Annotated in this window: 17 protein-coding genes and 1 tRNA gene; 6 read left to right on the top strand and 12 right to left on the bottom strand. The window is 59.3% G+C overall.

All coding sequences use genetic code 11. The features are described 5' to 3' along the window. Positions 1-192 precede the first annotated feature (192 nt). Positions 193-1,332: a histidinol-phosphate transaminase gene (locus HMPREF2787_RS00420; RefSeq protein ID WP_070858101.1), complete on the top strand. Its 1,140-nt coding sequence runs from the start codon at positions 193-195 to the stop codon at positions 1,330-1,332. 14 nt (positions 1,333-1,346) lie between these two features. Here the strand turns inward: HMPREF2787_RS00420 and HMPREF2787_RS00415 are convergent, their stop codons facing one another. The 5 genes from HMPREF2787_RS00415 to HMPREF2787_RS00390 form a co-directional block, all read right to left on the bottom strand. After that, complete coding sequence (locus HMPREF2787_RS00415) at positions 1,347-2,240, bottom strand: hypothetical protein (protein ID WP_242451355.1); 894 nt, start codon at positions 2,238-2,240, stop codon at positions 1,347-1,349. Then, entirely contained in the window at positions 2,233-2,976 is a 744-nt protein-coding gene (locus tag HMPREF2787_RS00410) for a hypothetical protein (protein ID WP_016421838.1), read from the bottom strand. Before HMPREF2787_RS00410 ends, HMPREF2787_RS00415 begins: the two co-directional genes overlap by 8 nt. A gap of 366 nt (positions 2,977-3,342) precedes the next feature. Beyond that, positions 3,343-3,990: a hypothetical protein gene (locus HMPREF2787_RS10970; protein WP_141763251.1), complete on the bottom strand. Its 648-nt coding sequence runs from the start codon at positions 3,988-3,990 to the stop codon at positions 3,343-3,345. A gap of 58 nt (positions 3,991-4,048) precedes the next feature. Then, a complete protein-coding gene (locus HMPREF2787_RS00395; RefSeq protein WP_070858098.1) occupies positions 4,049-4,825 on the bottom strand; it encodes a hypothetical protein in 777 nt (258 codons plus the stop codon). Between the two features lie 540 nt (positions 4,826-5,365). Next, a tRNA-Ser gene (locus HMPREF2787_RS00390) sits at positions 5,366-5,450 on the bottom strand. A 197-nt stretch (positions 5,451-5,647) separates the two neighbouring features. Between HMPREF2787_RS00390 and HMPREF2787_RS00385 the strand changes: the two genes are divergently transcribed. Next, a complete protein-coding gene (locus HMPREF2787_RS00385) occupies positions 5,648-6,616 on the top strand; it encodes an NAD(P)H-quinone oxidoreductase (RefSeq protein WP_070858097.1) in 969 nt (322 codons plus the stop codon). A 16-nt stretch (positions 6,617-6,632) separates the two neighbouring features. Here the strand turns inward: HMPREF2787_RS00385 and HMPREF2787_RS00380 are convergent, their stop codons facing one another. Beyond that, on the bottom strand, positions 6,633-7,901 hold the full coding sequence (locus HMPREF2787_RS00380; RefSeq protein WP_070642713.1) for an aminotransferase class V-fold PLP-dependent enzyme: 1,269 nt from the start codon (positions 7,899-7,901) through the stop codon (positions 6,633-6,635). A 471-nt stretch (positions 7,902-8,372) separates the two neighbouring features. Between HMPREF2787_RS00380 and HMPREF2787_RS00375 the strand changes: the two genes are divergently transcribed. The 3 genes from HMPREF2787_RS00375 to HMPREF2787_RS00365 all read left to right on the top strand — a co-directional run bounded on the left by HMPREF2787_RS00375 (position 8,373) and on the right by HMPREF2787_RS00365 (position 11,443). After that, the gene (locus HMPREF2787_RS00375; RefSeq protein WP_083326609.1) at positions 8,373-9,341 is read left to right on the top strand and encodes a galactan export ABC transporter permease subunit Wzm/RfbD; all 969 of its coding nucleotides are present in this window, start codon (positions 8,373-8,375) and stop codon (positions 9,339-9,341) included. Positions 9,342-9,387: 46 nt separating this feature from the next. Then, positions 9,388-10,170, top strand: coding sequence for a galactan export ABC transporter ATP-binding subunit Wzt/RfbE (locus HMPREF2787_RS00370; RefSeq protein WP_005510871.1), 783 nt, complete (start codon positions 9,388-9,390; stop codon positions 10,168-10,170). Positions 10,171-10,336: 166 nt separating this feature from the next. Continuing rightward, positions 10,337-11,443 carry a glycosyltransferase gene (locus HMPREF2787_RS00365; protein WP_049193884.1) on the top strand — a complete coding sequence of 369 codons (1,107 nt, stop codon included), beginning with the start codon at positions 10,337-10,339 and terminating at the stop codon, positions 11,441-11,443. A gap of 317 nt (positions 11,444-11,760) precedes the next feature. Here the strand turns inward: HMPREF2787_RS00365 and HMPREF2787_RS00360 are convergent, their stop codons facing one another. The 6 genes from HMPREF2787_RS00360 to HMPREF2787_RS00335 all read right to left on the bottom strand — a co-directional run bounded on the left by HMPREF2787_RS00360 (position 11,761) and on the right by HMPREF2787_RS00335 (position 18,664). Further along, positions 11,761-13,020, bottom strand: a complete 1,260-nt coding sequence (locus HMPREF2787_RS00360; protein ID WP_246824110.1) for an endonuclease domain-containing protein — start codon at positions 13,018-13,020, stop codon at positions 11,761-11,763. Positions 13,021-13,067: 47 nt separating this feature from the next. Next, on the bottom strand, positions 13,068-14,276 hold the full coding sequence (locus HMPREF2787_RS00355) for a hypothetical protein (protein WP_070858095.1): 1,209 nt from the start codon (positions 14,274-14,276) through the stop codon (positions 13,068-13,070). Between the two features lie 146 nt (positions 14,277-14,422). Then, complete coding sequence (locus HMPREF2787_RS00350; protein ID WP_016421829.1) at positions 14,423-16,345, bottom strand: glycosyltransferase; 1,923 nt, start codon at positions 16,343-16,345, stop codon at positions 14,423-14,425. Between the two features lie 18 nt (positions 16,346-16,363). Further along, positions 16,364-16,897, bottom strand: coding sequence for a GtrA family protein (locus HMPREF2787_RS00345; RefSeq protein ID WP_070858094.1), 534 nt, complete (start codon positions 16,895-16,897; stop codon positions 16,364-16,366). 78 nt (positions 16,898-16,975) lie between these two features. Then, positions 16,976-17,959, bottom strand: coding sequence for a hypothetical protein (locus tag HMPREF2787_RS00340; protein WP_070858093.1), 984 nt, complete (start codon positions 17,957-17,959; stop codon positions 16,976-16,978). A 51-nt stretch (positions 17,960-18,010) separates the two neighbouring features. Then, positions 18,011-18,664 carry a hypothetical protein gene (locus HMPREF2787_RS00335; protein WP_070858092.1) on the bottom strand — a complete coding sequence of 218 codons (654 nt, stop codon included), beginning with the start codon at positions 18,662-18,664 and terminating at the stop codon, positions 18,011-18,013. A gap of 19 nt (positions 18,665-18,683) precedes the next feature. Between HMPREF2787_RS00335 and HMPREF2787_RS00330 the strand changes: the two genes are divergently transcribed. Continuing rightward, the gene (locus HMPREF2787_RS00330; RefSeq protein WP_005510976.1) at positions 18,684-18,911 is read left to right on the top strand and encodes a hypothetical protein; all 228 of its coding nucleotides are present in this window, start codon (positions 18,684-18,686) and stop codon (positions 18,909-18,911) included. Positions 18,912-18,983 lie beyond the last annotated feature (72 nt).

The following is an 18,983-nucleotide window of genomic DNA, read 5'->3' as shown; positions in this document are numbered from 1 at the left end:
CCGCTTCAGCAAAGCTGTTCGCCATTGCGTGGACGAGACCAAATAACCGCAGCCAATCCTACAGAACACAAGAATTGAAAAGCAAAACACCCGCGGAGCCACCAAATACGGCGCCACAAATAGCGACCACACCTTGGGATTTTGCGGGGATTCTGTACTGCCCAATCCGGGCCATGTTCTACAGTTAGGCCTATGACCAACGATGCATCTTCAGTTCAGCCCAAAACCCGTGCCGACCTCGAGCAGGTTCCGGCCTATGTCCCGGGCAAGGCTGTGCCCGGCGCGCTGAAGATCGCGTCCAATGAAATGACCCAACCGCCACTGCCCTCGGTGGTAGAGGCCATCTCACAGACCATCGCTGACCCAACCACCAGCCCGAACCGCTACCCGGACATGGGCGCGGTTGACCTGCGCATTAAGCTCGGCGAGCACCTGGGTCTGCCCATGGAGCAGGTCGCGGTCGGCTGCGGCTCCTCTGCTCTGTGCCTGCAGCTCGTGCAGGCCACCTGTGCGGATGGGGATGAGGTCGTGTTCCCGTGGCGCAGCTTCGAGGCCTACCCCATTCTCGCTCGCGTCGCTGGGGCTACTCCGGTGCCGGTGCCGCTGGATGCGCAGGGTCGCAATGATCTTTCGGCAATGGCTGCCGCTATCACCGGCCGCACACGCCTGGTTTTCGTCTGTAATCCCAATAACCCGACGGGCACGACCATCACTCGCGAGGCATTCGCGGAGTTTATGGCGCAGGTTCCGGGCGATGTTGTGGTCGCTCTCGACGAGGCGTACATCGAGCTGGTGGACGAGGCCACTCATGCTGCTACCCCGTTGGCGCATGAGCTGCTGGATACCTACCCCAACCTGGTTGGCCTGCGCACATTCTCCAAGGTCTACGGTTTGGCCGGGCTTCGTGTGGGCTACATGTTCGGCCCGGACAAGCTTGTGGAGGCCGTGAATAAGGTCGCTATCCCCTTCTCCGTAAACACTCTCGCGCAGATTGCCGCGCTCACCTCGCTCGACGCACAGGAAGAGCTCACCGCCCGCATTGCTGAGGTCCGCGCACAGCGCGTCGCCGTCACAGAGGCCATCAACGCCGCCACCGGCCGCGAGACGGTGCTGCCGAACTCGCAGGCCAACTTCATTTGGATTGACGAGGGTCGGATTGCGGATCTCTCTTTGCTTGACGACGTCTCGGTGGCCACCACCACGGATCTCGGTGACTTCTTGGCGCAGCGCAACATTCTCATCCGCTGCTTTGCCGGCGAAGGTGCTCGTATCACCATCACTACTGAGGACGAGACCTCGCAGTTGCTGGCTGCGCTAGGAATTGAGCGCTAACAGCTATCGCTCAGCTAGCAGCTACCGGCGCGGCCGGTGGTCGCGCCACCGCTGCGCTCAATCGCCTTTGCGATGCGGTCAAGCATTTGCTGGCCGGTCTCATAGGTGCCGTCGTCAGGCTGGGCTGCGATAGCTACACCAACGAAGGTGCCCGGCTTCTTGCCCGGCAGATAGCCGAACTGCCGCACAAGGTAGACGCCTTCATCATCGGGACCCCAACCGCCCTTGAAGTGGGCGCCGCGGATGCGTCCGAGGCCGTAGGACTGCTCGTCGGCAATCTGTCCCATGAGGTCAGCGACCTTTGGGCCCGCCTCGATGCACTGCAAATTGGCGCCGAAAATAGCCTGGTCGCGCAAATCCCACTGCGTCTGCCCGAAGACGGTGTATTCCGCACGGATGCGGTCAGTGCCCATGACGGTGCGGGTGTCGTGGCCCTCTCGGAGAATCTCGTCGGTGGTCGCGCCCGCGGTCGCGTCATCGCCCAGGGAGTACCACATGGACTCAGCCGCATCGTTATCGGAAACCGTGATTGCGTCTTCGACCAGGGAATCCACGCCCGATTGGCGCACATAAGCCACCGCAATCGGCACCTTGGAGGTCGACCAGGCCGGACCCGTTTTGAAGTCACCCGTGGAAACCACTTCGGAATCCTTATCCGGCGTTGCCAGAGCGGCGCCGGCCAAACCACCGAGTTCCTTTTGCGCGGATTTCACGGCCTCGACAACTTCGCGAGGCATCTCACCGGGCACAACTTTCCCGTCGGAGGATGCGCCGCCGGGGCCGTCGTCAAGCGGATTGGACAGCGTCGGCGACGGCATGCCCGCCGAATCGGTGCCAATGGTGCAGGCGCTAAGGCCGAGCGTGACGACGGCGGTTGCGGCCAGAGCCGCTCGGAGACGTTTAGACAATGTGCACCGTCGCATTCGTACCGCCGGTACAAGTGACAACCTCACCGTTATCGCGGCAGGTCATGCTGTATGTCTTGCCTGTTGTTGGGCTGCTAGCGGTGACAGTACCGTTGAGCTTCTTCGTAAGTTGATACTGCTCAACGAAGGAATTGCGGACGTTGGTGGCAAACTGACAGGTCGTCGTGTTACCGCCGACATCTTCTGCATATACCAAGTTCAAATCACCCGGATCGCCTGAGCCGGAGCAGTGGCGCCAATTCGATGGCGGCTGGAACCCTTCAGCGCGACGCTTCTGCTCAGCAGTCGACGACGTGGAGGAATCCTCAGCACTAGCGGACTGAACCGACTGGGGCGAGTTGCTGCCGGCCGAATTCACTCCCTTCGAATCGGAGAAGTAGAAGTATGCCATTGCGCCGACGAAGAGAGCGACCGCAACGAGTGCCAGGACAATAACCGCGATGGTCAGCCCCTTGTTGTCATTGCGCGGCGCAGCAGCCGGGCCAGCTTGCGGACCTGGAACATAGGGGGCAGGGCGGTATGGTTCAGGCTGCTGGGACTGTGGATACTGCTGCTGCAGATACTGGGTTTGCCCCTCAGGCTGCTCCCACTGTGACCCATCCACAGCGCTCCACGCATTTGCCGGCGTATCAGCGGAGGGTTGATCATCTGACGTGCCCGGATTTATGCTCCACTCACCGAACGAGTCGTCCGAGTGGTTGCTCCGATTCGTTGCCATTGTTCGACCTTTTCCTCAATACCGTCCGCCAGCATGACGCTGGGTTTGTATTACAGCAAGACCGAGCTTACCGGTTTTAGCAATTTGCCCGTATTGTTTCAGGCCACAGTACACGTTGGTCGGAGCAATTAAATTGTCTCCGTAAAACTACGTGTGGCAAATTTCGGACACACGAAACCCCCGACCGCATGCGACCGGGGGTTTACGTTCTGTAATTCGCTCTCTATCTGGGGAAGTTTTTACTCATCCCTGGAGAACTGCCGCTAATCGCGACCTAGAACAGTCGTTAGAACGGCCACCACGACGGCTTCGCATTCTTGTTCACGACTACCTTTTCGCCGCCGACAACCCAGTTCTCGTTGGGGCTCAAAAGCGCGCCCACGTGGGCGTAGCCGCCGTTGTCGAACTCACCTTCGTAGTCCGGAGCCCGGTACGTGAAGTCAACGGAGACAGACTTCGAACTGCTGACAGTCGGGTTGTCCTTGAAGGCACCGAGGAAGCCGCCCTCCGTCCAGGACAGGCGCACCTGACGATTACCGTTGCGCTCGGTGTTGACGTACTCCCCTCCTTCAGCGTGTAAATACCGCCGCCGAGGATATTGTCCTGCGACTGGCGAGTCACACGAACGAGCTCAAAGTCAGCCGGGATGTTGTGGCCGATTCCCCGCAGCTTGGCGTTGCCGTTGACACCGACGACCTCAATACGGATCGTGACCTCGTCACCCGGTCGGACCTCCTTACCGCGGATAATCTGCGAGTAAACATCAGCAGACCATGCCGGGCCACCGATGGTGCCGAGCTTCTTCTTCGGGGCGCTCGAGCCCGGCAGGGTCAGACCAGGCGAATTAAGTCCTGGCGAGTTCAGACTCGGCGAGGGCAGACCCGGGGACTGCGCCATGGCAGGAGCGCCGAAACCGAAGGTCAAGCCAGCTGCGAGGGTAACTGCGGCAATGGCGGTACGGGAGCGACGTCGCGGACGAGAGGCCGCGATGTTCTTGGAGTGCATATTGCGCATGATGGGAAAACTCTCTGTGAAAACCTGAAAACAGGCGCGGTGGAAAAGCTGGAATTACTTAGCGGTTAATGCCCGGCGACGGCAGCCCCGGGGACTGGAAGCCCGGTGACGGCAGGCTCGGGGAGCCCAGCGAGCCACCTGGGACATCCGGAATACCCGGAATATCCGGAGCTGGCGCCTCCCGCTTCACAGTGAGCTTCGGCCCCATGTCATGCAGCTTCTCCACCGAATTGCTCGGGTTGAAGTGGATTTCGGTTCCGGTATTCAACGCACCGTCGGCAATTGCGTCCGTGACGCGGTACTTCCACTTGAAACTCACAGTCGACGTGGTCGGGGAACCCCATGCCTGTGTGATTCTGTCGGCTGCAAACTCCACCGCACCGTTGTTAACGATTTCCAGCCACTTGTCTGACTCGTTCTGGTTTGCCCACTCATCGTCGCCGACCTTGTACGTCGCCGAGTTGGCCACGTACTGCAGGCCATCCGGAATGACATCGGTCATGCGCTGAATGTAGGACTTCGCACCCCAGATGTTGTTGTCCGTGTAGGTCAGAGTAAAGGTCACGACATCGCCAGGCTTGACGACGGCACCCGCGACACCATTGACCTCAACGGATCGCGTCACATTGGAGTTCCTCCAGCTATGCGTCGCGCTGGAGGAACCAGTACCGGTGACTTCACCAATGGCGTCGGTGACAGTCTGAGTGATGGAATCAACGCTCAGCAGGTCCTGAGCATGTGCGGTATTACCGAATCCCGCAAAGGTCATACCTGCGGCTAGAGAGAGTGCAGCAATGCGAGCAATGCTGCGGTTACGTACGGTGCGAGTTGCCATCTGTCACGGGCTCCTTTTAACGATGCGAAGACTTGCGGTCGGAGTAGGCCAAATATGGCGGCTCTCCAGTAGGAATGCACGCGTGATGCATCGGCGTGCGATTCACTTGGCGATAGTTAATACGACACCTATCGACGGCGGCAACAAGTAGCCATTTTTCGAACATCAACCTAAAAATCGAAAACCATGTCGCCACAGCAGTCACACCAGTCACATGTCCGCACATGCGTTACAGGTTTGGGCCGGCTGGAATACTTTTAACTATAGAAATACGCACTGCCCTGAAATGGCTGTTCCCCACCGCTGCCAAAATTGCCCCCATTTTCCATCCCGCGACAAAACACCCCAGCCTGCCCCCTGTAACGCTGTTCAGGGGTATCCAAAGAGCCCAATTACATGCCCGTCCGACCACCCCATAACGGGGTTAACCACGGAAACCACCCAAAGGTCCGACTATCCGTCGCGGACCTGAGCACATACGCCAACTTTTAAGAGAAATGAAGAAACCCCCGGTAGAAAATCTACCGAGGGTTTCATCTGCGGAAGTAGAGGGATTTGAACCCCCGGAGGTGTGACCCTCGCTGGTTTTCAAGACCAGTGCATTCGGCCGCTCTGCCATACTTCCAACGCCAACATCATAACCGCATACCGCCGTAAGGCAGCAAACGCCCTCATAACACCCCTTGCCAGCACCTTTCGCAAACCCTTCATCGGAAACCACACCCCAAGCATCCACCTCTACAGACATAACTATTTTTGCTAATTGCAAAAGAGCTTGAAATACCGCGTGCATAACCAGTTTTTGCATTACCTTTGAAGACTATGAAGGCAATCATTCAGACTGATCTTTCCAACCCCCGCGCCCTGGAATGGGCCGATGCTCCGGAACCGACTCTCGAGGATGGGCAGGTGCTGGTCAAGGTCAAAGCCGCTGGCGTAAACCGCGCTGACCTACTGCAGGCCGCTGGCCACTACCCGCCACCGAAAGGCGTGACCGACACCCTCGGCCTGGAGTGCGCGGGTGTCATTGAAGAGGTCAAGGGGGACTCCCAGGGCTGGAAAGTCGGCGACGAGGTCTGCTGCCTTCTCTCCGGTGGCGCTTACGCCGAAAAGGTCGCAGTCCCGGTCGGCCAGATTCTCCCCCTGCCACATGGCTACTCCTTCACCGAGGCCGCATCTATCGTCGAGGTTGCCTGCACGGTGTTCTCGAATGTCGTGATGATTGCCGGCCTCAAGGAAGGTGACCTGCTGCTGGTCCACGGTGGCGCGGGCGGCATCGGCACTTTCGCTATTCAGATGGCCAAGCGGCTCGGCGCTCGCGTCGCAGTCACCGCCGGTTCAGCGGAGAAGCTGGCTAAGTGCAAGGAGCTTGGCGCCGACATCCTCATCAATTACAAGGAAGAGGACTTCGAGGAGATCGTCGCAGCTGAGGGCGGTGCCAATGTCATTCTGGACATCATGGGCGCAAAGTATCTCGACCGAAACGTCAAGGCCCTGGCAAAGGACGGCCACCTGGTCATCATCGGCATGCAGGGCGGCGTTAAGGGCGAGCTCAACATCGGCCGCCTGCTGAGCAAGCGCGGCTCCATCACCGCCACCGGCCTGCGCTACCGCGATCTCGCTGACAAGGCTCGCATCGTCAACGCCACAGAGGACACCATCTGGCCAATGCTTGCCGACGGCACCGTCACCCCTCAAATTCATGAGGTCATGGATATGCGCGACGCAGCCAAGGCCCACGAGCTGCTCGACAGCGGCGCGGTCAGCGGCAAGATTGTGCTGACCGTCTAGTTAACCGGCTGCCTAGCTAACCGAGCGAGGCAACTGCGCGCACGAGCTGGTCAATGTCGTGCGGCGTATTGAACGGCTGGAGGCCGACTCCCACGGCGCCTCCAGCCTCATCGATGCCCATGGCCTCCAGCAGTGGTGATTCATATGCATCAACAATGCTGGTCACCAGGCCATTATCCAGCAGCCTGTCCACGACTACCTTCGCCGACACCCCATCGACGAGGAAGCTAACGCGCGGAATGTGCTGTGCCCGCGACACACTCGCGAAAGAATCATCTTCGGTATCCATGCCGATGATGTACACCCGCGGCAGGGTCATCAACGCCGCAATCAGGCGTTCCGACAACGTCGTCAAGTAGCGAGAAACCTGCGGCATCGCCGTTTCAATGCGATGCCTACGCGACCCCCTCGCCGTGCTATCCAGCGATGCCAAGTGCAGCACCGATTCCGACACCCCGCCGAGCAATGCCGGCGACACCGGAGAAACCTCGATCCGCTCGACGCCGCGCACATTCGGCACATAGCTTAACGACGTCATGCGCTCGAACATCTCGGGATCCTTGAACACCAATGCTGCGACCTCAGGCCCGCCCAGCACGGAGGCATCAACCAGCATGATGTCGGCGCCCAGCTTGCTCATCGACACATCGCGGTAGGCGACAATATCCGAGGCATCAACCAAAACCCAGGCGTTGGAGTGCTCATGCACCCGCCGAGAAATGTCAGCTACCGGGGCAATGGTGCCAATGAACGGATCCGCGGCCGGGACGACAACGAGGCGAGTGTGCTCGTCTACGAGCTCGTCGAACTGCCAGGACGGCAACGTACCCGAGGACAAGTCGGCCTCAGCAATGCGGACTTGAGCTCCGTAGAGATTGGCTGCCCGGCGTAGTGGTGCGTGTACAACTTGCGAACCAATGCGAGAAATCACCAGGTTAGAGCCGAGCGTCAAGCGTCGACTCATTGCGGACGTGAACTGCTCCATGAGCACCTCACGCGAAGATCCCAACACCACGCCGGCGACCGGGCCGCCAGTGAGGTCGGCAAAAGCCCGGCGCGCACTGGCGGTTAGCTCCGCTGCAGCGGGAACGCCCGAGCTGCGCGACTGGCCATGAGCCCCCGCCCCAGTCTCACCAGGAAGGGACTTCTGGGCATTGCGAAATGCAGAAATCATCGCAGCCTGGACACGCTCGGGTACCTGGGTGCGTTGACCCGCATTGAGGTATGTCCACCCGTCGGAAAGCGACGAGTAAGCACCCCTGGTTGTCGGCACATCGAAGGCCATGAAAACCCTTTCCCGGTTTCGAATTCAAGCTGCGATATCTATTTCAGAGTTAACTGTGCAATCACCCACGAATCGAGCATCCATGCCCCGAACCGTGTATCGATTGCACATCTTAGTTGGAACCAATTCTATCGAAGCAACCCCCTATAGGATAATCTTTATCCCTTTTTAGTAGTTGCTTAAAATTGGACGAACTTTTCTTGCCTGTAGCCATGCGCAAGCACTCCCGATGCGTGAACCATATGCACCAGCTGCATGCCATAAAGCAGTTACAGCGGCGATTGTATGTAAGTTTTCCAGGGTCACATAACCAGTCACATAACCAACCGTGGAAACAGCCTCAGAAGCACCACGTCACCACCAATGACGACCGTCCCACGCGACCGTTGTTCGCCGTCACGACGTGGAATAATGGCTCGCCCGGTGCCGTCGGTATTCAATCTAAACCGCCCTAGCTAGTATTTTGGAGACGTGACTAACGCAGAAAATGATCGCCAATCCGCAGCTGCAGCCGACCAGCCGGCCGATACTGTGCGCAATGGCTCCGCTATCCGCACGGAGGAAACTCTCCGTCGCGACATTGCGCGCATAACTGACGCAACGGGTGAGGCACCGGCTTTCAAGTCGCGTTCCCGCACCATGGGCGCTGCCTGGCAGGATCTGGTTACCGGCTTCGGCCAGCGTGAGCTGTGGCTGCAACTGGGCTGGCAGGACATCAAACAGCGGTACCGCCGCTCCACGCTTGGCCCACTGTGGATCACCATTGCCACCGGCGCCATGGCCCTCGCTCTCGGCCTGCTGTACTCGCTGCTGTTCCAGCAGGAGCTGGCGTTCTTCCTGCCACACGTGACCGTTGGCCTGATCATCTGGGGATTCATCTCCGGCTGCGTGCGCGAGGGCGCAACCGTCTTCATTGAAAACGAAGGCCTGATCAAACAGTTGCCCAGCGCGCTGAGCGTTCACGTCTACAGGCTGGTATGGCGGCAGCTGCTCTTCCTGGCCCACAACATGGTGATCTGGCTGATCCTCGTGCTGGTCTTCCGGCCGGATTTGGGCTGGAACTTCTTCCTGGTCATCCCCGCGATGGCGCTGCTGGTGGTCAACGGCGTGTGGGTGACGATGTTCTTCGGCATCATCGCTACGCGCTACCGCGACGTGGCACCACTGCTGGATTCCCTAATTCAGCTGGTGTTTTACATGACTCCGATTGTGTGGACCACCAAGACGCTGGAGGAACAGGGCGGTGCCGTCGCCGAACGCGCACGCATCGCAGAGATCAACCCGCTGTTCCACTACCTGGAAATCATCCGCGCCCCATTGACCGGCCAGCCGGTGGATACCTACCACTGGTGGATTGTCCTCGCCTGCACCACAGTCGGCCTGTTGCTGGCACTCGGAGCCATGCGCCTGTGGCGCTCCCGCGTGAGCTACTGGGTTTAGGCCGCAAAGGCCGTCGTTAAGCGAATAGAACTAGCAAGGGATAAGCATGGTCAGCATTGATACTTACAACGCGTGCGTTGACTTCCCCATTTTCGACGCCAAATCGCGGTCGATGAAGAAGGCGTTCCTCGGCGCCGCGGGTGGTGCGATTGGCCGCAATGACTCCAATGTCGTGGTCATTGAGGCGCTGAAGGACATCAACATCCACCTGCGTGAGGGCGACCGCGTCGGCTTGGTTGGCCACAACGGAGCGGGTAAGTCCACGCTGCTGCGACTGCTGTCGGGCATCTATGAGCCCACGCGCGGTGCCGCCGATGTGCGCGGCCGTGTGGCTCCGGTGTTCGACCTCGGTGTCGGCATGGACCCGGAGATCTCAGGCCTGGAAAACATCATTATCCGCGGTCTGTTCCTGGGGCAGACGCGCAAGCAGATGAAATCCAAGCTCGACGAAATCGCAGAGTTCACCGAACTCGGCGACTACCTGCACATGCCACTGCGCACCTACTCCACCGGTATGCGCGTGCGACTGGCGCTCGGCGTGGTCACGTCCATTGAGCCGGAGATTTTGCTTCTCGACGAAGGCATCGGAGCCGTCGACGCCGCATTCATGGCGAAGGCCCGGACGAAGTTGACCGAATTGGTCGATCGCTCCGGTCTGCTGGTGTTTGCGTCGCACTCAAATGAGTTCCTGGCGCAGCTGTGCGACACGGCGCTGTGGATTGATCACGGTACGGTTCGACAGGCAGGGCTTGTCGACGAAGTGGTCGAAGCCTACGAAGGTAAAGAGGCCGCCGACCAAGTGCGCCGCGTGCTCGCGCAGCGACGGTAGCAGCTTCGCCGGGAGTCCGGGCGCGGTTCCCCCATCGTGGCCGAGCGAGCGGCTCGCGGGCAGCCGGCCGGCGGCTGGCGGGCGGCACGGATGCTTGGAATTGCTCACCCGGAGCAACATGGCAAGATAGACAGCAATAAAAACAGTAATAAACGGTACGTCCCCGATGGAGAACGAAGTGAGCGAAAACTCGGCTGACCACCCAAATCACGATGAGGCAGCAACGGCCGCAATCGTGGTGACTCACAACCGCATCGAGGACCTGCGCCAATCGCTTCCCATCGTTGCCAGCCAGACCCACATGCCGAAGTGGCTCATCATCGTCGACAACGGCAACGACCCGAAGGTCAAGGAACTCGCCGAGCAGGTGGCGGCGCAGCAGTCGTCGGAAAGCGGATCGGCGCCGGAGATTCACTACGTCGGTTCCAAGACGAACCTGGGCGGCGCTGGTGGTTTCGCACTGGGCATGCTGACCGCGCTGTCGCTCGGCGCGGAGTGGATTTGGTGCGCCGATGACGACGGGCGCCCGGAGGACTCCTACGTGCTGAAGGCGCTGCACAGCTGCGCGCGACGCCACCAGCTCGACGCTGTCTCGCCGGTGGTCTGCGATATTAAGGCCCCGAACAAGCTGGCATTCCCCCTGCGCCGCGGGCTGGTGTGGCGCCGTCATCGCGAGGAGCTTTTCGAAAGCGGCATCAACCCCAAACTCCCGGCAGTGAACGACTCTGAGGGGCGGAGATGGTTCACCAACTTTGCAGATCAGAAGGCTGCGACCGGGCTCGAACTGCCTAGCGACCTCGAAACCATCGACGGCAACCACGACCTCCTGCCCGGCATCGCATCCCTGTTCAACGGCGCGCTGTTTAGCGCCCGCTCGCTGGAACAGCTCGGCGTTCCCGACTACCGCCTATTCATCCGCGGCGACGAGGTCGAATTCCACCGCCGCCTGGTCCGCTCCGGCCTCCGGTTCGGCACATGCTTGACGACGGCCTACCTGCACCCCTCCGGTTCGGGTGAATTTGTGCCCATTCTCGGCGGCAAAATGCACACGCAGTACCCGACCAATGACTTCAAGCGCTACTTCACCTACCGCAACCGTGGCTACCTGATGAGCCAGCCTGGCATGCGCAAGCTCATGCCACAGGAGTTCCTGCGCTTCGGCTGGTTCTTCCTGGTCCAGCGCCGCGATGTCCGCGGCTTCTACCGCTGGTTCAAGCTACTGAAGCAGGGGCGCGCGGAGAACTTCGAGCGCTTCGATCCAAAGTCGAAGTAGTTCGGGCTGGCGTTGCGGCTGGTGGGGCTGAGGCTGTGGCGCTGGCCTGCATATTTGATCTCGCCCGGGTCGTGTTGTCCGCATTTCGAGTGCTCAGTACGCAAAACTGTTACCTAACCCCTGGTTCCCTTCTCCTCCACTGACATATCGATGAGGTATTCACTCATCGATGCGCTACAGCCTGCGCATAAGTGAATAGTCCTACGATAAGTGCGCGGGCCAGGCCAACAGCGTGGCCATAAGTCCTGAAAACTCATCGACAAGTGGCGGAAAGTTGGCCATAAGTCAGCACAATTGCAACAGGTCAGCAGCTGAACTTAGCCTGAGTCGCGCGAGGCCGGTGCATTTTCCAGAAGCTGCAAACGCTGCTTACGCTCCTGGATTCTGGACTCACGGAGCTGCCGATCTTTATACGGGACAGTGGCTTGACGAAAACGCCCAACTTCGGACGAAAATACCAATCCACCTGCCTGAATGCGCTGCCTCTGCCGAATAGCGAACTGTCGCAAGACCTCCACGCAGTCCCCATTAATGACCTGTGACCATTGGAAGCGGAGTACATCTAAGTGGAGGTTTCGCAGACGCTTCTCGCGAGCTTGCTCTTTCAGAAGCACAGTCTCCGTAGCTGCTACCCCGCCACCGGAATACTTAGTCAGCCCATCGAACTCAATGATCAAATTCAGATGAGGCACATAAAAATCGACGCGCCCAATGAATCCTTCACTGTCATAGAACTCGACTTGCTGCATGAGCACGCATTTTTCGTCGTAAAGCGTGGCAATTCCTGAGTCGATTATGCATTTCTTTGTGATCGACTCACCGATGGTTTCGCTGTGTTCGCTGGCAGTTCGAAGTAGCTCGCGGGCGCGACGGGTCCCCGGCGAACGTGGGTAATTTGTGAAGACTGTACGCAATTCTTCGAGGTCACACCACTGCCGTAGTGCGGTGTCAACGACGATTGGCCCGTTTTCGGACTCGCTGGTGCGGCAAACATCGATGACGGTTTTCGGCACATCGGTAACGCAGCGCCCACCAATGCGAACGATGTCTTGTTCGAGGATTTTGCCACCGACATGGCGCAATCCGCCGCCAGGTCGGCGCAGGCCGGAATTGGCAAGCGCGATTGTGGCATTTCGAACAAGCAACGGGATACCATGCAACGCAGCGGCTGCTTCGCCTGTAATGATTGTTCCAGACCCTGGCTTGACCAGCGCTTTTATCTGCAGTTGAAAGCGTTCGAATGCTGACAGCGCATTCCATCGAGAGCAATCAATGTAGGTTCCATACGCCAGTCTGAGCAGGGATTTATTCCGTCCATTAGTGATATCGACGTGGCCGTGTAGATCACCTAGCTCTGACTTGGCACTGACATATTCACAAGGATGCTTGATTTGCTTCTGCGCAGCGGCTTGGATGAGGCCATCGGCGTCGTAAGTCCAGGTTGGCATTGGTGTTCGGCACTCTCCGAGGATGGTTGCAGCTTGGCTGCGGGAATTGGGTTCAGTGCCTTTAGTTATTGCCGAATGTGCGAAAGTCGGCAGCAGAAAAGCCGCCGAATGGCCCTTAACTGTGGACAATTTGGCGGCTGTGGATAACTAGCTGCGGATACCCAACTGTGGCTTACTTACCCCTTGGCGCCGTCCTCAACAGCGAGACCGAACGGGATGCCCGTGTCCGACGGCCAGTATGTCTTGTCAGTCGAGAAGCTAATCGTTGCCTTTTCCCCGTCGCTGTGGAGATTTGGGTTAATCACGACATGGTCAATAGTGCGTGTTTCAGATTCATTACTTCCTGCTAGCTTGGCTGTCACGTCAGTTGGCTGGTCAAGAACCAAAATCGCAAACTGTCGGTCATCGGCGAGATGCGGGTTGGGATCCTCGCGCTGCTGATAAGCGAGAACCTCGGCGCGATTCTGGAAAATCTTCACCGTGCCGGTCACCGTCTGCTGGCCACTGGTGCCATTGCTCGACGAAGAACCCGTGTCCGAAGCCCCAGACTGCGAACCCGAGCCCGAGTCCGAGTTCGAACCCGAGCCCTCAGCCTGCTGCCCCACCGTCGGATTCGGGCCACCGTTGGCACCATTAGCGCCATCAGCACCAGAACCATCAGCGCCAGTACCATTCGAGCCCGAGCCCGGCGCGCAGTCATTACCAGCAGCAATGGCCTCGACGACATCCAGGTTGTCAACCGGAATCCAGTTAAACTGTTCGAACTCCCCGGCACCCGGATTCGCAGGCGTTTCCACCAGCTCATTGCCCTGGCGCGTCACCAGCAAATCTTCCTGATCGCGCCCCATCCTCTCTGCAGAAAACGAGAACATACCCGGCTGACCAGTAGCTCGCTGAAGAGCGCGACGTACACCGCCCACAGAAGTCACGCCGTCATGGTAGGAATTCTGAAACTGAATTTCCTGACCATTCTCGTCAACGCCGTAGACACCAATCGCATCAATTTCGGCGCTCATCGCACTTGTGCCATAGTTCAGCACCAGCTCGGGCACGCACCCATCATCAAGATGCACGAGCGCGTATTTCATCGCCCCACCAGGACTAACTTCACCGACAAAAGTCTGCAGTGGCGCTGGATTCGCCAGCACCTGCTTGTACACAACGACGGCCTTCTCCGCCTGCGCCTGCACCTGCGCATCGCCATTTTCGCTTGACGACGATCCACTGGCCTCAGCAGCCGGCGAATCGCCACCTCGATCGCTGGACATCTTGACAAACAGGAACACGACCATTGCAAGGATGATTAGTACCAGCAGCACCAGAATGGTGATGAGCTGTTTGCGTGTTTTGTCGCCTGTGTTATTCGGGGGCATGGGCGTAGTCATACGAGGCGAGACTCCGTTCGAAAATTTATGAATTTTTAAGGTGAGTAAACACTATTAGAGCACGAAACCGGCGAATTTCCTGTTATCCGCCGGTTTCTGCACTCTAGGGATTAACCCCGTCCGGGCTCAGCCCAATCTCACCAGGACTACTCGCCTTGGAAGAACTTTTCCCAGTTGTCTTCGCTGGTCAAAGATGGCACGGCGGCACGCCACTGCTTCGCAAGGTCGTCCCACTTGGAGGACAGTTCGCGCATGAGGCTGATGGTCTCGGCGCGCATGGACTTTTCCTTATCCAGGTCGCGGACCAGGTGACGCACTCCGTTCTGGGAGGCATCGGTGACCCAGACATCGTCGAACGTGGAAATGTGCCACCAGAAGGAGTCCTCGAAGGCCACAGCCACCGGACCAGGGCGCTTCTTACCCATCTGCGTATAAGCCAAACGCTTTGCCATCGTCTTGTTTTCGCTGGAAATCTCGTGTGACGGCGGGCGAACCGGAGTCAGACCACCCGGCATCTCGTGCATCGGCAGCAGCTCGGTCTCCGGGAAGTTCTTTCGACCAGCAGAAATGCGAGCGAAGTCGCCCTGCGATGCGTTCTTCAGCACCTCCGGGCCACGCAGCAGGTCACGAACAGCTTCCATCTGCGTCCAGGCCAGGCCGTAGCGCATGGAGACCAGGTTCGAGAGGATTCGTCGTGAAGCGACGTTGACCATGTCCTTTGCGGTGACATCGCCGTGCATGGTGGCGGCGATAAGCGAGTTGCGCAGGCCGAAGTACTGGGCGGCGTTTTCGATGTCCTTCCAGTAGAAATCGGCGTGCCAGACGGCTGCGCCCGGAATGGTGTCAGTCGGGTAACCGGCCTTGGCGGCGCGGAAACCGTAGTCGATGTCGTCGTACTGGAAGAACAGCGGCAACGCCAGGCCAATCTTCTTAATGACCTCGGACGGCACCAGGCAGGTCCACCAGGCGTTGTAGTCAACGCCCAAGCGACGCAGCTGGTGGTACTTGCGCACATCCACGTCGGCGTAACCGAACTTGGGGTCGTTCTCCTCGACGGTCAGCGCCTTCCAGTTGTAGGTCTCGCCGGTACGGAAGAGGCTGGTCGGGTTGAACAGGAAGAGCATCTGCGCGCCGAGCAGCATCGGCTTTTCCGCGCATACGGCCAGGGCGGATAGGCGCAGGGTGGTTTCGGGCTCGGGGCGGATGTCGTCGTCGGTAAGCAGAACCATGCAGTCGCCCGCAGCGGTGGCGTCGCGCATGCCGCGGGAGAAACCGCCGGCGCCGCCGAGGTTTGGCTGGTGGACAACGTTCAGGCGCTCGCCGAGGATCTCCTTGGCCTGGATGAAGTCGGCTTCGTCAGCCGGGTGCTGTTCGCCCTGGTCAACGACGCGGATGGTGCGAACGCGCTCAAGGGCTGGCAGGTCCTCAGCCAGCGTGGCGACGGTTCGAGCACAGTCAACCGGTCGGTTGTAGGAACAAATGACCAGGTCAGTCGGAATATCGCGCTTGATAGCCGACTTGGGCACAACATAGCGGACATCGGAAATCTTTGCGCCTGCGTCCTCGGTGTCGAAGCGCAGGTGAATGGCACCGCCATCGGCGAAGCGGTCCAGCGGAACGGTCAGGCGCACCTCTTCATTTGCAGAGCCCGACATCGGCGAGTGCTCACCGGTCCAGTTGCCGTCGGCATCCGAGCCGCCCGCTGCCCAGGAGTCCTCCAAGCGAAGGTGGCCCCCAATATCTTCGGTGTAGGCCAGCACACGCGCGGAACCGACCACGCGCGCACGGATTTCGACCTGCTTAATTGAGGTCCAGCGCTGCCAGTAAGAAGCTCGGAAGCGACCGAAGTAGGTGTCAGTGCGCACCACGGTGTGGCGACCGAGCGTGATCGAGTTACGGGTGGCCTGCACCGAGCTGTCGTAGGCGCCAACGCCTTCGACTCGGTAGTACAAATCCGGCTCCACCCAGTCTGCGGGCGGAGCAAACAGCACGCGCTGAATAGTCAGCATGTCAACATCGGTTTCGGCGGTCAGCTGAGTGGATTCCTTATTAGAAGCAGTCGAAGTCACGTCCCCCAGCGTATCGCGCTATTTCACACGGAAGATGAATACACGCTGAATGATGAAGTTAATTACCGTCGCAACGCCTTGCGCGACGACGAATGCGCCGAACTGTGCCCACTGCGCGTTCCAGCCCCAGGATTCGACGAGCCAGGGCTGCAACACGTTGAAGATACCGACCTGGGTGGCGTAGGTAATCAGGTACAGTACCGCGACTGCCAGCACCTTCTTCGCCGAGGACTTCGACTTGAAGGTCCAGCGGCTGTTGATGATGTACGCCGTAATCGTGCCGAAAACCCAGCCGACCGTCTTGCCCCAGAAGTTGGTCGCCCCGAAGACGTTGAGCATGATGAACGTCAGGCCGAAGTCCACCACCGCCGCGATGACGCCGGAGATGATAAAGCGCATCATCTGCACTTTCAGTCCGTGCTCGTCCTTGGTCTCCGTCGCCATTGGCACTGCGGCCGAGTCCTCTACGACAAAACCGTTTTCGTGGGAGCCGTTTCCGAGCTTGCCGTTGTCGCGGTTCGGGTTTTCATTTGCTGTTTCATTCGCTGACACGCCTAGGAATTCTAGGCCACCGGCCAGCTAACAAACAGCCAGCGCGAACATAAACAGGCAATAAAGAGGAGAAAAGAACTAACGCCGCAGCGCCTCACGCAGCAAATCCAGCCGCTCCACCGGCGAGAGCGCATCCTCCCCAGCTAGCCCCAACGCGCTCATCTCCGCCCAGCTAGCCGCCGCCAATTCCTCCACGTCCTCACCGGATAGCGGGATGCCCTCGTCACTCTCCCAGCCGAGGCGCTCCATCACATGCGCCGCCACATCATGCCGCAGCTCATCCGAGGTCAGCGCCGCCAAACACAGCAGCTCTACCAACGCCGCATCGTGCCCGGCCGGGTCTTTCTCGGCGTCCTCTATAGGCAATGCGCGCAATCGCTTAACGACGCTCTCCCCCGCCTCCCCGGTCAATTCCAGCGCGGTTGATTCCGACCTCTGCAGGTCCAGAGCCTGTAACAGGGGCACGAATTCAAACACCCCCGACCTCTCGATGATGTCCACGATATCGGCACGAGCGGTGGCCAACGTATTTTGAATAGAGTCCCGTCCGGTCAGTTCCCTATTGATTGCGGCAATATCTACCGGCTCCTCCGCGTCCACATCCCCCAGTGCGCGGATAGAGCCCGAGCCACCGATGCACAGGGCATCCGGGGTGGCCTCATCGCGGGCAAAAGCTTCTCTGACCTGCAAGGTATGTTCCCACAGGCCCCACTGCCAGATAAGGGTATCGCCGGGACTTTGCAGCACCTCGGCAACTGTGGTGGACAGGGGAACATCGACGACTCCGACCGCTGCGGGTCTGCCGCCAGTCACCAGCTGCGCCGCAGACTCCACCGCAGAGCCGGGCAAATGGAACTTCGTCGGCACGCTTTCCTCGCCCCACCCAAAGATGACTGCTAACACGCGGGACAGGCTTCGCAGATCCATCTGGTCATTGACCCCGAAGACGCGGTGGGCACTGCACGGTTCTTCCTCTAAAGAGGCACCGATAATGAGCGTGGCCGGTTCCGTGGCCACGCGAACGCCTGGGAAGGCGACTACGTTATCGGTCTGTGCTGCCATACCTCACAGCGTACGCAGGAAAAACAATGTGGCCTGGATGGCAAAAACTCGCTACAATGCGCGCGTTTTTACCAGCGGAATCTGGCGCGGCTCCGCACCCCACGGCTCTACCAAGTACTTGCGACGCAGGCGCTGCGACTCCACCGCGGTCCACTGCGCCACCAGCTCTTCTACCCCGCGGGCAAGCCCCAGCACCGGCCCTGCGACTTCTTCGCCTACATGCGGAAAATCAATAACCTCTACGTCGTTGACCTTGGGGAACCGCGGCTCCGTCAGATTTCCCTTGCCGGGCTTGGCCTTCTCTTCCTTCGCGGCAGCACGCAGCTGTCCGATGTGGTCACGAATGCCGGCCACGGATGCCGTCAGGTCAATCACCGTGGCCCCTGCCTGTTCAATCGCATGCGATAGCAGGTCCGCCCCCTCAGCGCTCTCTGCACTCTCTGCCGCAGCGTCACCGTCACCATCGCCCGCGGTCACAGACGCAACAAAGCAACCGGTGAGCAGATTGGTGGCGGTCTCCGGGGCTCCGTCGTCAAGCGGATCCACCAGCCATGCACCCGACAACCTCTCGCCTGCAAAGGACGGCGAGAGCTCCACATGCCAAATGACAACGGGCGATGTGGAACTACATACGGCAAGGGTCTGCGGAGCAGCAGCAGGCGTGGAAGTCATGAGGTTGATGGTATCGCGAGTGACGGATCCCACGCGGGGTAGCCTTTATCGCATGTTCGACTTTTTCAAAAAGAAGCCGCGTGAAACCATCAACATGGCCGCCGAGTACACCAACACCCCGCTGTCGAACCAGATGGTCATGCTGTTCGCCGAGGAACTGCCCATCCTCGACAGCAAGGAACGCGCACAGGTCTACCGCGCACTCGAGGCATACGACGGCCCGCAGATCACCTCGCAGGAAATGCTGCCGGAAGAGATCCGAAAAATTATGGATCTATAGCCCCTCCGTACATTTCGCTCGCTTTCCGACGGCCCGTGCGCGGCCTCAAGCGTGACCAACACCTCGGAGCGT

The sequence above is a fragment of the Corynebacterium sp. HMSC061H03 genome (genome assembly GCF_001838215.1).
In the GTDB taxonomy this organism is placed as follows: Bacteria; Actinomycetota; Actinomycetes; order Mycobacteriales; family Mycobacteriaceae; genus Corynebacterium; species Corynebacterium jeikeium_D.
This window is presented reverse-complemented; position numbering and strand designations above follow the sequence as displayed.

Bases quoted from the DNA above. Each gene is read 5' to 3' on its own strand.
- HMPREF2787_RS00420 (WP_070858101.1), top strand. From the start codon at position 193: ATGACCAACGATGCATCTTCAGTTCAGCCCAAAACCCGTGCCGACCTC.
- HMPREF2787_RS00410 (WP_016421838.1), bottom strand. From the start codon at position 2,976: ATGGCAACGAATCGGAGCAACCACTCGGACGACTCGTTCGGTGAGTGG.
- HMPREF2787_RS10970 (WP_141763251.1), bottom strand. From the start codon at position 3,990: ATGCGCAATATGCACTCCAAGAACATCGCGGCCTCTCGTCCGCGACGT.
- HMPREF2787_RS00395 (WP_070858098.1), bottom strand. From the start codon at position 4,825: ATGGCAACTCGCACCGTACGTAACCGCAGCATTGCTCGCATTGCTGCA.
- HMPREF2787_RS00385 (WP_070858097.1), top strand. From the start codon at position 5,648: ATGAAGGCAATCATTCAGACTGATCTTTCCAACCCCCGCGCCCTGGAA.
- HMPREF2787_RS00380 (WP_070642713.1), bottom strand. From the start codon at position 7,901: ATGGCCTTCGATGTGCCGACAACCAGGGGTGCTTACTCGTCGCTTTCC.
- HMPREF2787_RS00370 (WP_005510871.1), top strand. From the start codon at position 9,388: ATGGTCAGCATTGATACTTACAACGCGTGCGTTGACTTCCCCATTTTC.
- HMPREF2787_RS00365 (WP_049193884.1), top strand. From the start codon at position 10,337: ATGGAGAACGAAGTGAGCGAAAACTCGGCTGACCACCCAAATCACGAT.
- HMPREF2787_RS00355 (WP_070858095.1), bottom strand. From the start codon at position 14,276: ATGACTACGCCCATGCCCCCGAATAACACAGGCGACAAAACACGCAAA.
- HMPREF2787_RS00340 (WP_070858093.1), bottom strand. From the start codon at position 17,959: ATGGCAGCACAGACCGATAACGTAGTCGCCTTCCCAGGCGTTCGCGTG.
- HMPREF2787_RS00330 (WP_005510976.1), top strand. From the start codon at position 18,684: ATGTTCGACTTTTTCAAAAAGAAGCCGCGTGAAACCATCAACATGGCC.